Genomic DNA, 13,642 nt, shown 5'->3' with positions numbered 1-13,642 from the left:
GTAGACTTATTGCATTATGTTAATGTGGTACACACAAGATGACGATTTCCATATCGTACAAAGTATTTACTTAGCATCTACAAATAAAGGTAGTTAATATCTAGCTTTATTTGTAGGTGAAGTAAGCTATTGAAAGGAATGATATATTGAAGTTTAAATTAAACACAATAAGAACTAACAAAAGGACTTTTCATCTAGTAAATGAGCCTTTTAAAAAAAGTTTTAATGAGGTTATGACTGAAATAAGAAATAAGTATGCTATAAAGATGCCAAATAGAGATTTAATTATTAAATCAATAATTTCTACACTAGTACATGGTGACTTTAAATATTATTCTATGCCTAGAATGAATATTTCAGTTACTAGAAGTGATATTAAAAATTTCTATCCAACTATTGATAAGCATAGACTATATCGAAAAATTAACAGTTCAAATGTATTGTCACAGGAATCCATGGTCATATTAAAACAGATATTATTAAATAACAAGTATAAAGGCGTGCCTTTAGGACTTCCTTTTTCCAATCATTTAGCTGAATTCTATGTAGAATATATTGATAATAAAATACAAATGGAAATAAATCCAATTGTGTATTTTAGATATGTTGATGATATTATTTGTATCAAATATTGTGATTTTCTAGAAGTAGAAGATCGGTCGATATATGCAAACGGTATTAAAAGAAGTATAAAAGAAATTCTAAAATCCCAAAAATTAAGTATCAATAAGTTGAAAACTAAGACTAGTTACTATTTATATGACTCGAAGCAAATAAATAAAAATTCAGATTTGAACTTTACATATTTAGGTTATAACTTTACTACTCTACAAGAGAAATTAGTCATTAAAATATCTGATGTAAAGTTAAAAAAATATGAGAAACGTCTTAATATATTATTGTATGATTTCAGAAAAGGCAAAAGAAGAAATATAGATTTTTGGAGATTATATTATAAATTATTAAATGAGTTATATGGTATAACGACTGTTAGTAAAATGAATAATAAGATGAAATCTGGTTTAGCTTATCACTATAGATTTATTAATAATTATGATAATTTATTTCATTTTATTAAAAAATATAAAGGTATTATCCTGTCTCTAGGCTTGAACTCTGCTAAAACCCATTTATTATTAAATTTATTTAGTGATAATAAGGAAGAAATTTTCATGAAAAAAAGATATGACTATTTAAAGCTAACAAAAACGCAGCAGCAAAAGATTGGAAATAGACTACAGTTTAATCCAGAAGGACTTGATTCAAAAGAATTTGCGAGAAAGATATTTAAAATTCTTTATCAGAAAACATGAAAGTACTTTTATAAGATTCGATAAATTTTAATAAAAATAAATTTGAACGTTTAAGTTCAAACTAATATAAGATTTATTTGAAGTAACACTTATTCAATATCAAATTGAACTAAGGTTGCTTTTTTATATTGAAATTTAAATAATCGAAAAGTTTTGAAAAGAATAATATATTTTTTACTTTGCTTAAATAATTGCTTAGATTCTAGAGGAAATTAGAGACACCATTTTCTCAATTTAGCAATTTCCATCAAAAAAACCTTCTCCATTTTCGGTATGATCATTTTGAGGTGAACAGGATGCAGTACAGTGAAGTGACGCAAAGGACGATTTCGTATATTGAAAGCCAGCTGCAGGAAGAACTTCCGCTCGATTTGTTTCCGCGAGCCGTCGGGTATTCAAAATACCATTTATTGCGGGTGTTCAAAGAAGAGACAGGCAGGACGATTGGCGAATACATCCGGATGCGCCGGTTAGCGATGGCTTCGATGCTTCTCTTGTATAGTGATGAATCGATTATCGCGATTGCTTTTCAATTTCATTTTCAGTCACAGGAAGCCTTTACGCGGGCATTCAAAGAAGTGTATGCTGTGTCGCCTGGGAAATACCGAAAACTGATGCGAGCTGTCAGAATGATGGAGGAGGAAGAAATGATGGCGACAAGTGAACAAGTAAAAGGATGGATTTTGAGCGGATCGAATCCAGAGTTGTATGAATTGATGTCGGATTCAGCGGTGTACCATACGGGAACGAAATCTGGATTATTGTACGCCAAAGCAGAGGTAAATGAGCAGCAATTTGCGACGATGATGCAAGGGTTTCAGGCGCGCGAATTTATTGGCAAACGGATTAAGCTTTCCTGTTTTTTGAAAACGGAACAGGCAGATAAATGTGGGGCTTGGCTTCGAATCGATAACGCTTCGGGGGATACGGTCCAGTTCGATAATATGGACAATCGGTCGATTCAAGGTACAACCGATTGGAATCATTACTCGATCGTGCTCGACGTTCCGGAAGACAGCACTTCTATCCATTTCGGCGTTTTGCTGATTGGCGGTGGCAAAGTTTGGGCGGACGGCTTTCGTTTTGAAGAAGTGGGGCCGAACGTGCCGACGACCAATATGCTTTCGGAAGCACAGTTGCCAGCGCAGCCGGTTAATTTAGACTTTAGCGAATGAAGGAGAAATGAGGGGGGGGAGATGAAGCAATTTTGGAAGCTGAATGCAGTAAGTATGCTATATGCGCTTATGATCGCTATCCCCGTTGAATTGATGTTGAATGTTTACAGAATCAGCCAGGTTGCGAACATGGAAATCGGGACGGTAAATAGGCTAACTGGAATCATCTTGCTTCTTGAAGTGACGCTAGGTACGCTACTATTCTATACGCTCATTCAGAAGTGGTTGGGAAGGAAGAATTCAAATTACTGGACCGTTATTTTGTGGCTGCCTTATTTTGTTCTGTACATTTACGGGATTGCGACGCTTTTCCCCATAAACGATGGGGGCGATATGCCAAATCCTGCTTCGGGTCTTATGATGATAGCGGGACTTTTCGTATATCCATTTTACATCCTCATCCTTACATCAGCCGCATTGCCGATTGACTATGAAAAGAAAGACGAAGCCGATTCGCTACCCAATTGAAGTTTATACAGAATACCCCAGTTCAAGGGAACTGGGGTATTTATATAGTGGAAGCTGGGTTTCTTTCTAAAAAAATAATGAGAACTATAATGGAATATTATGTTATTCTTAGCTATAAAAGGGGGATTTCGATTGAAGAAATTAGGACTAGCTTTAGCAGCCACATTATTCGTTTCAAGTTTTTCCGCATCTCCATCTTCAGCAGCCGGATTTCCCGATGTGAGCGACGCCAATCGCTTCCATAAAGAAATCCAGTATCTTTCGGATGAAGGAGTCATTACCGGTTTTACGGATGGAAAATTTCAGCCGAAAGCGGGGGTGACGCGCGGGCAGGCGGCGATCATGCTTGGCAAAGCGCTTGGCTATTCTGCCGAGAAGCAAAATACACCATTTAAAGATGTAGACGCTTCTATCGTTTCGAGCGGCTATATTGAGAAGCTTGTAAAAGAAGGGATCATCAGCGGCTATCCGGACGGCACGTTCAAACCGGCTAAAACGGTGACGCGGGCGGAAATGGCGATTTTCATTTCCCGTGCGTTTGATTGGGGCTATGAAGGCGAACCGGAATATTTCTTTGATGTCCAAAAAGGGATGAAAGCTTACCATGCAATTCAGAAGCTATCCGCATGGGGCGTTGCAGCTGGCTATGAGCAAAACATGTTCCGCCCGGCTGAAACGCTGACGCGGGAACAGTTTGCGGCATTCACTGCACGGGCGATGAATTTAAACGAATTCGGTGTCGGTCCTGATGAAGTGGAAGTGGCGTTTCTCGATGTCGGGCAAGGCGATGCGACATATGTAGAGTACGCAGACGGGCGGGCGGTCCTCATTGATGCCGGCCCCAATGCGGAACAGATTAGCCGTGCTTTAAAAGAAATCGGTGCGCGTCCGATCGATGCGCTGATTTTGACGCATCCGGATCCTGAACATATGGGCGGAGCCGCGTGGGTAATTGAGAACTATGGCGTCCAAAAAGTTTATGAAAGCGGATTGCCGATAGATCCGGTTGGTTTCAAAGATTACGAAAATGCGATTCAACAAAATAATATCGCTGTAAAAACGGCAAAAACCGGTGACAACCTGTCACTGGATGCTTCAGTTGCGATTCAAGTCCTCCACGCAGACCCAAAAGCGGAAACTGCGGATGACGGCGGAATGGTCTTGAAAATGACGAGCGATTTATGGGATTTTCTCTTAGCTGGAGATGCGACACCGGAAGTCCAGCAGCACTTGGTCGATAAATACGACTTGAAAGCGGACGTGTTGCAAGTGCCGCATCACGGAAAAGAAACCTATTACACGTATCCGCTGATTGATGAAGTAAAAGCGCGCATGGCGATCCTGTCCTATTCCGGGAAGCCAGACGACAGCGTCGTGAATGACCTTCGGGCAAGCGGATCGGATATTTACGATACGCATAATCAAGGCAATGTCATCTACGTGATCACCGATGAATTCATGCGGATGAATGTGAACCGCTACTTATTTGGCTATGGCCAGCTCGTTCCGGATATTCGCATTGTGAAGAAAGATTTGAAAGCGGAAGTGGTCACGCTGACGAACTACGACCGGGTGAATGCCGATATGACCGGATTCACTTTGGTCAGTGTGAAAGGCAACGAAACCTTTAAATTCCCGGATGGTTTTATTCTCCGCTCGGGCCAGAGCGTTGATATCACTTCTGGGCCGAATGCTGTCCATCAGCCGCCGAACAGTTTGAAGTGGACGAATGCGAATGTATGGGATGATGGCGGAGACGCTGCGAAACTTTTTGAATTCCCAAGTTCGATGCTGGATGAAATGCCTTAACTGAATGAAAAATGGTAGCCGCTTTCTTGAGTCTAATCACTCAAGAAAGCGGCTTTTTTTGAAGATTTAATGCGTCTCGTTTAAAGGGGAAATGGGAGGGTAATCTACTATTGTCGAATTCAATCACAAAAATTTACCCACTAGGAGGAGCTTATGGAACATATCTATTTAGGAAAATCAGGCTTGCGCGTTCCGAAATACATATTGGGGACGGTCCCGTTCAGCGGGACAAATGGATTTGAAGCGGCTGGAAACGTCAAGGAAGATGTGGCTCGGCGCATGGTCGACATGTCGCTGGAAGCAGGCATCAATATGTTCGATACCGCAAATTTATATTCAAAAGGCGATGCAGAGCGTGTGCTGGGTGCGGCAATCAAAGGACGCCGCGACCAAGTATTGCTGACGTCAAAAACCGGGTTTCCGCTGAGCGACGATCCGAATGTGCGCGGAGCTTCACGCAATAATATCTTATCTTCAATCGATCAGACCTTGGAGCGGCTCGGAACAGATTACCTTGACCTGTATTTCGTCCATTTATGGGACGGGCAGACGCCGGTCGAAGAAACGGTGGAAACGATGACGCAATTAGTGAAGTCCGGCAAGATCCGCCATTGGGGCGTTTCGAATTACAGCGGCTGGGCACTTGCACGAACGGTGACCATTGCGGAGCAAAACGGGTTTATTCCGCCGATTACCCAGCAAATCTACTACACGCCGGAAGCGCGGGAAGCGGAGTATGAACTGCTGCCGGCTGGGAAAGAGCTTGGGGTCAGTTCCATGATCTGGAGCCCGCTTGGTGAAGGCTTGCTGAACGGGAAGATCGGGCGCAACAAAACAGCGCCAGAAAACACCCGGCAAGGTGCCGGATGGCCGGAGCCGTGGGTGCAGGACCAGGAACGTCTTTATCAGGTCATTGATGCCTTGGAGGAAGTGGCGGCGAACCACAACGCCTCGGTCCCGCAAATCGCCTATGCATGGGTCCGCGACCGTCCAAATGTCGGGCCGATTGTCATTGCTGCGCGAAACGAAGAACAATTGAAAGAGAATATCGCTTCGTTTGACATTCAATTGACGGAAGAAGAGCAGGATAAAATCGAGGCCGTGGCACGTCCGGTGCCGATTTATCCGCTTTGGCACCGCGCCATGAGCGCACCAGACATGGGCAGCCCTTCTGAAATTCCGTACTTGAACGGCTACCGGAAATCGATGGGAATCGACGAATAAAAGAAGTACCGCATTCAATACCTGTATTCAGGTGTTGGGTGCGGTTTTTTCTTTTGATTAGCCAGAATTTTACTCATGCAGTAGACTGGTGAAACAGGGAGTAGGATTTTTGGAGTTTCCTATGAGGCGGAGAGGAAGAGGCCATTGAAAACAGAAGAATTATTGAATCTCATCAAAATGAAAACGGTCGAAGGCGTTGTGCCTCATAATATAGAAGGAATTCAAATGGATTCCCGGCTTGTCCAACCAGGAGATATATTTGTCTGCATTGCCGGCTATACCGTTGATGGCCATGAATTTGCCTTGGATGCGGTGAACCGGGGCGCTTCATTGATCATTGTAGAAAATGAAATCAGCCAGGTGCCGGACAATGTTTGTGTGGTCCGGGTAAAAGATTCGGCTAAAGTGCTCGCGCGCTTCGCGCATCATTTACACGGCTACCCTGCAGCCAAACTTTCCACCATTGGCGTGACCGGAACCAATGGCAAAACGACGGTTTCGCATCTGATCCATGAATTGTTGGAGAAAGCCGGGCAACAATCAGCGGTAGCCGGAACGCTTGGGTTTCGTTCAGCGGATGACTGGCGCTCAACGCGGAACACCACGAGCGATGTCCTGACCAACTTGAAAATGTTGAAAAGAGCGGTCGAAAGCGGTTGTTCTGCGATGATTTTTGAAACCTCTTCCCAAGGACTCGTGAACGGAAGGATGTGGGGAGTTGATATGGATATCGCGGTCTTCACCAACCTGAGCCACGACCACTTGGATTTCCATAAGTCGATGGAAAGCTACGGACATGCGAAAGGGCTTTTATTTTCGCAGCTGGGGCAAGACGTTGGGAAAGCCAAATTCGCCGTTTTGAATCAGGATGATTCCTGGTCTACGCTATTTTCGCAAATGACGCCTTTTGAAACCATCAGCTACGGGCTATCGGAAGAGGCCGATTTTCAGGCGAGCGGAATTCGGTACACGGAACAAGGGACGGAATTTCAGCTTCTTTCGCCCGAAGGGATCTTTGCTGTGAAAACGGCTTTTATCGGGAAATTCAATGTGTATAATGTGCTCGCAGCCATTGCGGCTTTGTATGCATACGGATTGGAAATCGAAGCGATCCTTGCACATTTGCCGGAAGTCTATCCGGTGGAAGGGCGTATGGAAAAATTGGCATCTTCAGACGGGCCGACGGTCTATATCGATTATGCGCATACACCGGATGCCATTGAAAAAGCAATCGACAGTCTGTTGCCATTTAAAAAAGGTCGTTTGATTATCCTGATTGCCGGGGGAAATTACCGCGATCAGCTCAAGCGGCCGATTATGGCACAAAAAGCTTCGATAGCAGATTACGTCATCATCACGACAAATAACCCCGGGCAAGAGCCGAGCCGTGAAATTCTCGAAGCATTTGAAAAAGGCATGCTTCATAGCCGGTATACGTTAATGGCAGAAAGAGCGGAAGCAGTCCGGCATGCTATTCGTATCGCGGAGAAAGAAGACATTGTGCTGTTAACGGATAAAGGGCATGAAACGACTTTGCTCGTGGGCGACAGGTATCTGCCTTACAACGAGAAAGAAATCGTTTTAGAGCAGCTTAATTTTCAGACGATGAATAAAGAACAAGTAAATTAAGCAGAAATAAAAGAACACGAAAAGACATCGATGTTGCTCTCGAAAAGAGCAAAGAATCGATGCCTTTTTAGGTTGGTTAAATAGCTTTTTAGCAATTTCACATTTTTTCCAACTTTAGCTGTTGAATTAAAAGAATTATTGATAAAATTATAGAAATGAAATTTTTAACATCTTTTTGAAACTTTGGGAGCTGTTCTCCCATTTACTTTTAAGGTAGAGGTGCAATTATGAAAAACATATTCATCATCATCGCGACTGCCGCGGTTGAAACAGCGGTGCTTTGGTCTATATCCTTATTTTTTGACTGGAACTTAATCGATATCATGTTGCTTGGCGGCTTATTGATCTTTGGAGCTATTTGGCTCCTGCAGCTTTACTCCAATCAAACCACTAACCAATACAACGCATTTTCAAGGATCGATAACAGGCAGGAAACGCCGCAAGTCATACCGTTCTATTTTAAGATCTCACCTTTGGTCTACGGATTGTTGCTATTTAACTTGATGAGTTTCGTAATTACAATAGTGAAGTTTTATCCATATTTTATTGATTGAATTCACCTTTCTAAAGCAAAAGGAGCGTCCGCTATGGCTAATTTTAAAGTTGCAGCCCTTGTCTTTTTGATTTTAATTTCTTTAACGGGCTGTTCGGAAAAGAACGAGGAAATTGAGAAGCAAGAAGTGGAACCGAGCTTTTCGTTCGAACAGAAAGAGCAGGAGTTTACAGTCGTGAATTATTTGCCGGCTATGGAGGAGTTTATCAAAGCGGCAGAGGAGAATCCGGACAATAAAGACGAACTTTACAAAAAAATTGTCCATGGCAGCCTTCGGGACCATGGATTGGGCTATAGCATTTTGGAGGAATGGATATTCGCCGTGCCTTTTGATTTAGCAAAATTGGAGGCTAGTGTGACGGAGTTAACCGAGCAAAAAGAACAGTATGAAGAAGCCATTAAAGAAGCGCTCGTGTTATCGGCCGATCTTCTGCCAGGTGAAAATAAAACGATACATGTTTTTCCAGCGTTGCCTGAGTTTGCGAGATCGATGGAAGAAGTGGATTATGTGGCAGGATTTGTCTGGGAAAAAGGCGACATGGTCCTTTTACTTGACCCGCGTTTTAATGAAGATTCGCTAAAGCAAACGGTAGCCCATGAATACCATCATATGGTTTACGAAGAAAAGCAAAACAACGTTTTATTCACTGTGGCTGAAAGAACAGTGATGGAAGGGAAAGCGGATGTATTTGCGAAAATAATTTATCCGGATCAGATTCCGCCATGGGCAAGCTTTTCATCGGAATATGAAAAAGCGAATGCAATTGAAAATTTCAAAGCATTTAACCAATCGGCGGATCCGGAAATAATTATAGAGTTCCATAACGGCAATCCCGTAAAGCAAATCCCGCAATGGGCTCACTACAAAATTGGAAACGACATGGTCCAGACTTATTTGAGCGAGCATCCAGAAATGTCCATTCCAGAATGGACCGCACTGGAGACAGAGGCCTTTTTAAAGAATAGCGGATACCAGGATGCAGAACAATAAAGAAAAGGCGGCGATTTGTATCGTGTTCAACGTAGACTACCCCTTCATTTATTTTCTAGGAGATCACCGGGTCGTCTTCGTTTATGAAATCACTTCAAAAAAAGCCGTCAATGCTGAAGTGCTGTTCAATAGCGACCGGTTCAGAGCAATTGAGATGAGCGAAGAGGAAGCGTTTGAAACGTTTAAGCATGGAGGCAGAATGACGCCGGAGGGAACCAGCTTCTTTATGAAAGAGGATGAATTAGCGGAGCTTGTGAAGCAGATTAATAGGGTGATTCAAAAGACACGAGATGAAGAGCAGCGATAAATCTTCTTTCTGTTCAAAGCGAGGGGTGGAAAAATGACAAGTATTACTTTTCTTGCTTCTTCAAGACCTTTTATTTTGCCAAAAGAAATTGAAGAGTATAATGCACAGACCAAATTTGAGGTTGAAAAAGACTACATGACTTTTTCTTTAGAAGAGGTTAATCCATTTTGGAGAAAACAAATCTTTGATCTATTTTCTATGCCCTATCTTTATGAGGTTGAAGGAGCAGGCAATCGATTATTTTTGTTGTACCTTGAAAAGTACATGGAAGAAGGAGATGTGTTTGAACTATATCATCTCCCAAATCAACATACATTCAAAAAATATATTGAAGAAGCGAAAGAGAATTCTAATTTTATTGAAGTAAATTCTGGAAGTTTTATCTATAGAGACGCTAGTGGAAGTTACCAATTTAACTCTAAAACCTGGATTGAAGAATTGAGCCATCGGAAATATATCACTCACCGCTGCATAACTAGGTTCGTGAAATATAGGAAGGGACAAACCAATTTTAAATAAAAGGTTTTAGGGAGTGAAAAGTGATGCACTACTTTGAAAGAAAGTTAAGATTCAAAGATTTGGAGATTTGGGATATTGTCTTGGATGAACGGATCTATCGAATAGCCATTATGGACGAAAAACGTGCACCAACTTTGAGAGACCTGGATATTCCATTTTCATCTATAAGTGAAGAGTTAAGACAGAATATAATCAATGTGAAAATCTACTCTGAAGAAACTGTAAAGGAAGAGCATATTGAAAAGTTGGATGAGTTTGCTAAACAATTAACAGATCATGTGGCTTTGGCCCACTGCGATATTGTTATAAAGTTTTTCACTGGGGATACGGATGAAAGTATAAAGCAATTGTTAAAAGAAAAATACAATATAGTTTATGATGACATTCCATTAAAAAAATTATGGCATTTAAACCAAGACTAATTATTTCTGAACTTATTAAAAAGACGCTACAGAAAGAAGTGACAAAATGGCAGAAAAGATTGCAATACTGGCAGACATTCACGGCAATTACTCAGCGCTTCAGGCTGTGCTGAAAGAAATTGACCAGGAGCCAGATATCAAACACATTTATTGCGTAGGAGATATGGTCGGCATTGGCTATGAAACAAACGAAGTATTGGAAGCTCTTTGTTCACGGGATGATGTGACGATGATTCTGGGGAATCATGAAGAAGAAATGCTGGCCCTTTTAAACGGTGAAGAAGGCGAAAGCCAGGGCGGCGAAAGAGTGCACCATGAGTGGCTGCTCGACCGGACGGATAAAAAGTTCATTCCGGAACTCAAGGCTCTTCCAAAAGAGCTGACGGTCCGCCATGGCGGCAAAACCCTCTTGTTGACCCATTATCATTTGGATCCGGCGGAAAAATACTTGCCAATCGATGCGGATCCGACATGGGAAAAATTCGAGGCTCTTTATAAGGGTTCCGCTGTGGATCTCGTGTGTTTCGGCCATCATCATCCTGTCCATTATTTCTCGACTAACTCGAGAACCTATTTGAATCCAGGCTCTCTTGGCTGCAGCAATTGGCCATATGCCCGGTATGCCATCGTGTCATTTAACGGAACGATCGAAGTGGAATTGAAAGAAGCAGCCTATGACAATAAAGAATTTCTAGCAGGCTATGAAAAGTTGAAAGTCCCTGAAAGAGATTTCATTTTGAGCATTTTTCACGGCAATCAGCATTTGCTTTAAAAAGAACTCTATTACCGCTCCTTGCGCCTTGAAAGGGAATGAACATGAAAACAATCTATAGTTTCGAAACGGCGAAAGCCTATGAAAAGTATCGAGACATTACAGAAAGCTTCAATCGGCGCTTATTGGATTACCAAAAACTATTGGAAAAAGACTTTGCCTTGACCGAGCTGCCAAAAGCCATTGTCTGGACTTCTGCGGAACTGGCAACGACCGTTTTTTCAGAAGTGCCGATCCCTGCGTTTACGAATAAAGACATTATTTATATGTCACCGGATCTTGCAGAATGGCGACAGCTTTTCCTCAAGCAATTGGACGGCAAAGACTTGCCGCATATCGAGCGGTTCTATGCGGACTACTCGGAAAATCAGCTGTTCACCATCGCAGCGCATGAGCTGACGCATCATTCCGATTTATTTGTGGATGAATTTGAGGGTGAACGCGATGACAGCATTTGGTTTGAAGAAGGCATGTGCCAATATTTGCCGCGAAAATTCGTATTGAACCCGGCAGAATTTGATGAAATTACAGCGATTGAAAGCGAATTGGTGAAGGTATTCACGGAAGACTACGGCGGGCGTTCGCTTGATGATTTTGGAAGTGCCTCCTATTTGGGGAGCTTGTCCAGTATCATGTTTGATTATTGGCGGAGTTTTCTTGCGGTGAAAGAACTCATAGAAGGCCGTTTTAACAATGACATTCAGGCGGTATTTGAACAATATCGGCAATGGCATGAAGGCGGGCGGAAAATACCTTTGACTGCGTTCTTCGGAATTGGCGAATAAAAAAGAATAGGAAGTTAAAAGATGATCAATCCATTAAAGTTACAAGAAGCCATTAGGCATGCGGAAGTGGAAACACCGGTATTTCTCGGAGAAGGGGCTTGGCATCATGCCTGGAAAGTGCGAAAAGATGGAAGCGACTGGGTGCTGCGGATTCCGAAAGAAATAGCTTATGGCCAACCGGTCCCGTTTGATGAGGCTGCTTTAAAGGCAGAGTACGGTGGAACCCAGCTTTACTACGCAGCTATCAATCAAGCGGTAAAGGGGGCAGCGCCTATGCATTATTCCTTTTATGTAACGGAAGAGCTTACATATACACGGGAATCTTTTGTTGGAACCGCCATTGATCTTGCAGAGCTGAAGCATGAAGCTGCTTTTCAAGTAGGCCAGAACATTGGCGAAATCTACCGAAAGACGGAGAAAATCCCTCATGGATTATCGGGCTACGGTTTTCTTGCGTGGTCTAAGGAAGATGGGCTCCGGGGCAGTATCGCAGGAGATGCGCAGCAAGGATTGAAAGAAGAAAGCGAAGAGCAATTGGCGGATTTTGAAACTTTGTGCCGGGCGCTCCCGGAATTCCGAAGCGAAGCGGTCGAGAAAGCAATCCATTTGGCGGCAGAACTCAGGCAGCAAAGATTTACCATCCCGCTTCTCACCAACCAGGATGCTTCACCAGAAAATATATTGATGAACGGCACTCAAGTCTGCCTGATTGATCCTTATCCAATTCTCTATTATCCAAGGGGAATGGCCGGCAATTTTATGAACTTATACGAAACTTATTTTGTTTCGCTTGCTGCTACCGAACGATACAGAAAACATCGATTTGACGTACACGAAGCGAAGATGAAAGCGATCGCTGAAGGTTTTTTAGCTGGCTACAGCGACGGCATTCCAGAAATCGTCCGCGAAGTCAGAGGTGAACAAGTGCTGCAAGTACTTGAATCGGCCTTTAGCCATCTGCAATTACTGGAAGGAGAGCTGAGAAAAGAAGCTGAAATCCGTTTTGGCACGAAGGAAGATATAGCTGGCCGGTTGCAGCTATTCTTAAAGGAGCTCAAACGATTGGCAGCAATCAATCAACAAATATAGCTCACTCGAAAATTGCCGGAAGGACAGGAGTTATGTCATGAATAGATTAGCCATCATCACTGTCGGCAAAACACATAGCGGAAAATCGACATTTGCGAAGTATCTTGAAAAAAGGTTGGCCAATTCGATTATTGTCGACCAAGACAATCATGCAGAAATTCTTCTAAATTATTATCCCGCATTGATTCCTGAAATAGGACCGAATGAAATCAAATTTGCCTTGACCCGGACTATCGTCGATTACGCAGTAAATCAAACCGATTGCCATCTCATTTTGTGCAATTCGAATCGAAATGCTAAAAGCAGGGCAGCGCTTTTAATGTATTACCGGGAAAATGGTTTTACAACCGTTGTTGTCAACTTTGACATTCCAGATGAAATTTTAAAAGAGCGGATCGAATCCAGCCGGCGAGATACGGCCATTCTTCGGACTGTTTCATCTTTTAGAGAAGTGCTGGCCCAGCAAAAGGACGATTGTGGGATAACAGAGACTGAAAAGGACATTGATTATTTATTTACCATACAAAGCGAGTTTGACTTTAATAAAGCCATTTCTGAAATTTTAAAGATTCGCTGATAAAAGAAG

15 protein-coding genes are annotated in these 13,642 nt (G+C 42.5%); all 15 read left to right on the top strand.

All coding sequences use genetic code 11. From position 1 onward, the window contains the following. The first annotated feature begins 146 nt into the window (after positions 1 to 146). The 15 genes from MTR82_RS11620 (at position 147) to MTR82_RS11550 (ending at position 13,633) form a co-directional block, all read left to right on the top strand. Positions 147 to 1,313, top strand: a complete 1,167-nt coding sequence (locus MTR82_RS11620; RefSeq protein ID WP_246809203.1) for an RNA-directed DNA polymerase — start codon at positions 147 to 149, stop codon at positions 1,311 to 1,313. 296 nt (positions 1,314 to 1,609) lie between these two features. Next, on the top strand, positions 1,610 to 2,488 hold the full coding sequence (locus tag MTR82_RS11615) for a helix-turn-helix transcriptional regulator (RefSeq protein WP_246809201.1): 879 nt from the start codon (positions 1,610 to 1,612) through the stop codon (positions 2,486 to 2,488). Positions 2,489 to 2,509: 21 nt separating this feature from the next. Continuing rightward, positions 2,510 to 2,956 (top strand): hypothetical protein, encoded by a 447-nt coding sequence (locus tag MTR82_RS11610; RefSeq protein ID WP_246809199.1) that lies wholly within the window; start codon positions 2,510 to 2,512, stop codon positions 2,954 to 2,956. 132 nt (positions 2,957 to 3,088) lie between these two features. Next, positions 3,089 to 4,765, top strand: a complete 1,677-nt coding sequence (locus tag MTR82_RS11605) for an S-layer homology domain-containing protein (protein ID WP_246809198.1) — start codon at positions 3,089 to 3,091, stop codon at positions 4,763 to 4,765. A 153-nt stretch (positions 4,766 to 4,918) separates the two neighbouring features. After that, positions 4,919 to 5,989, top strand: a complete 1,071-nt coding sequence (locus MTR82_RS11600; RefSeq protein ID WP_246809196.1) for an aldo/keto reductase — start codon at positions 4,919 to 4,921, stop codon at positions 5,987 to 5,989. Positions 5,990 to 6,133: 144 nt separating this feature from the next. Continuing rightward, positions 6,134 to 7,618: a UDP-N-acetylmuramoyl-L-alanyl-D-glutamate--2,6-diaminopimelate ligase gene (locus tag MTR82_RS11595; RefSeq protein WP_246809195.1), complete on the top strand. Its 1,485-nt coding sequence runs from the start codon at positions 6,134 to 6,136 to the stop codon at positions 7,616 to 7,618. Positions 7,619 to 7,845: 227 nt separating this feature from the next. Next, a complete protein-coding gene (locus MTR82_RS11590; protein WP_246809194.1) occupies positions 7,846 to 8,172 on the top strand; it encodes a hypothetical protein in 327 nt (108 codons plus the stop codon). A 33-nt stretch (positions 8,173 to 8,205) separates the two neighbouring features. Continuing rightward, complete coding sequence (locus MTR82_RS11585) at positions 8,206 to 9,162, top strand: DUF2268 domain-containing putative Zn-dependent protease (protein ID WP_246809193.1); 957 nt, start codon at positions 8,206 to 8,208, stop codon at positions 9,160 to 9,162. Next, positions 9,149 to 9,469 (top strand): hypothetical protein, encoded by a 321-nt coding sequence (locus MTR82_RS11580; protein ID WP_246809192.1) that lies wholly within the window; start codon positions 9,149 to 9,151, stop codon positions 9,467 to 9,469. The genes MTR82_RS11585 and MTR82_RS11580 overlap by 14 nt, the downstream gene beginning before the upstream one ends. Positions 9,470 to 9,502: 33 nt before the next feature. Then, a complete protein-coding gene (locus MTR82_RS11575; protein ID WP_246809191.1) occupies positions 9,503 to 9,988 on the top strand; it encodes a hypothetical protein in 486 nt (161 codons plus the stop codon). A 23-nt stretch (positions 9,989 to 10,011) separates the two neighbouring features. Further along, positions 10,012 to 10,410, top strand: coding sequence for a hypothetical protein (locus MTR82_RS11570; RefSeq protein WP_246809190.1), 399 nt, complete (start codon positions 10,012 to 10,014; stop codon positions 10,408 to 10,410). Between the two features lie 46 nt (positions 10,411 to 10,456). After that, a complete protein-coding gene (locus MTR82_RS11565) occupies positions 10,457 to 11,182 on the top strand; it encodes a metallophosphoesterase family protein (RefSeq protein WP_246809189.1) in 726 nt (241 codons plus the stop codon). A 44-nt stretch (positions 11,183 to 11,226) separates the two neighbouring features. Beyond that, complete coding sequence (locus tag MTR82_RS11560; RefSeq protein WP_246809188.1) at positions 11,227 to 11,967, top strand: hypothetical protein; 741 nt, start codon at positions 11,227 to 11,229, stop codon at positions 11,965 to 11,967. Positions 11,968 to 11,988: 21 nt separating this feature from the next. Continuing rightward, positions 11,989 to 13,056 carry a hypothetical protein gene (locus tag MTR82_RS11555; RefSeq protein WP_246809182.1) on the top strand — a complete coding sequence of 356 codons (1,068 nt, stop codon included), beginning with the start codon at positions 11,989 to 11,991 and terminating at the stop codon, positions 13,054 to 13,056. 37 nt (positions 13,057 to 13,093) lie between these two features. Further along, entirely contained in the window at positions 13,094 to 13,633 is a 540-nt protein-coding gene (locus MTR82_RS11550; RefSeq protein ID WP_246809180.1) for an AAA family ATPase, read from the top strand. Positions 13,634 to 13,642 lie beyond the last annotated feature (9 nt).

The organism is Planococcus ruber (assembly GCF_022819085.1).
Classification (GTDB): Bacteria; Bacillota; Bacilli; order Bacillales_A; family Planococcaceae; genus Planococcus; species Planococcus ruber.
The sequence above is the reverse complement of the archived record's forward strand: the minus strand, read 5'-3'. Positions and strand labels throughout refer to the sequence as shown.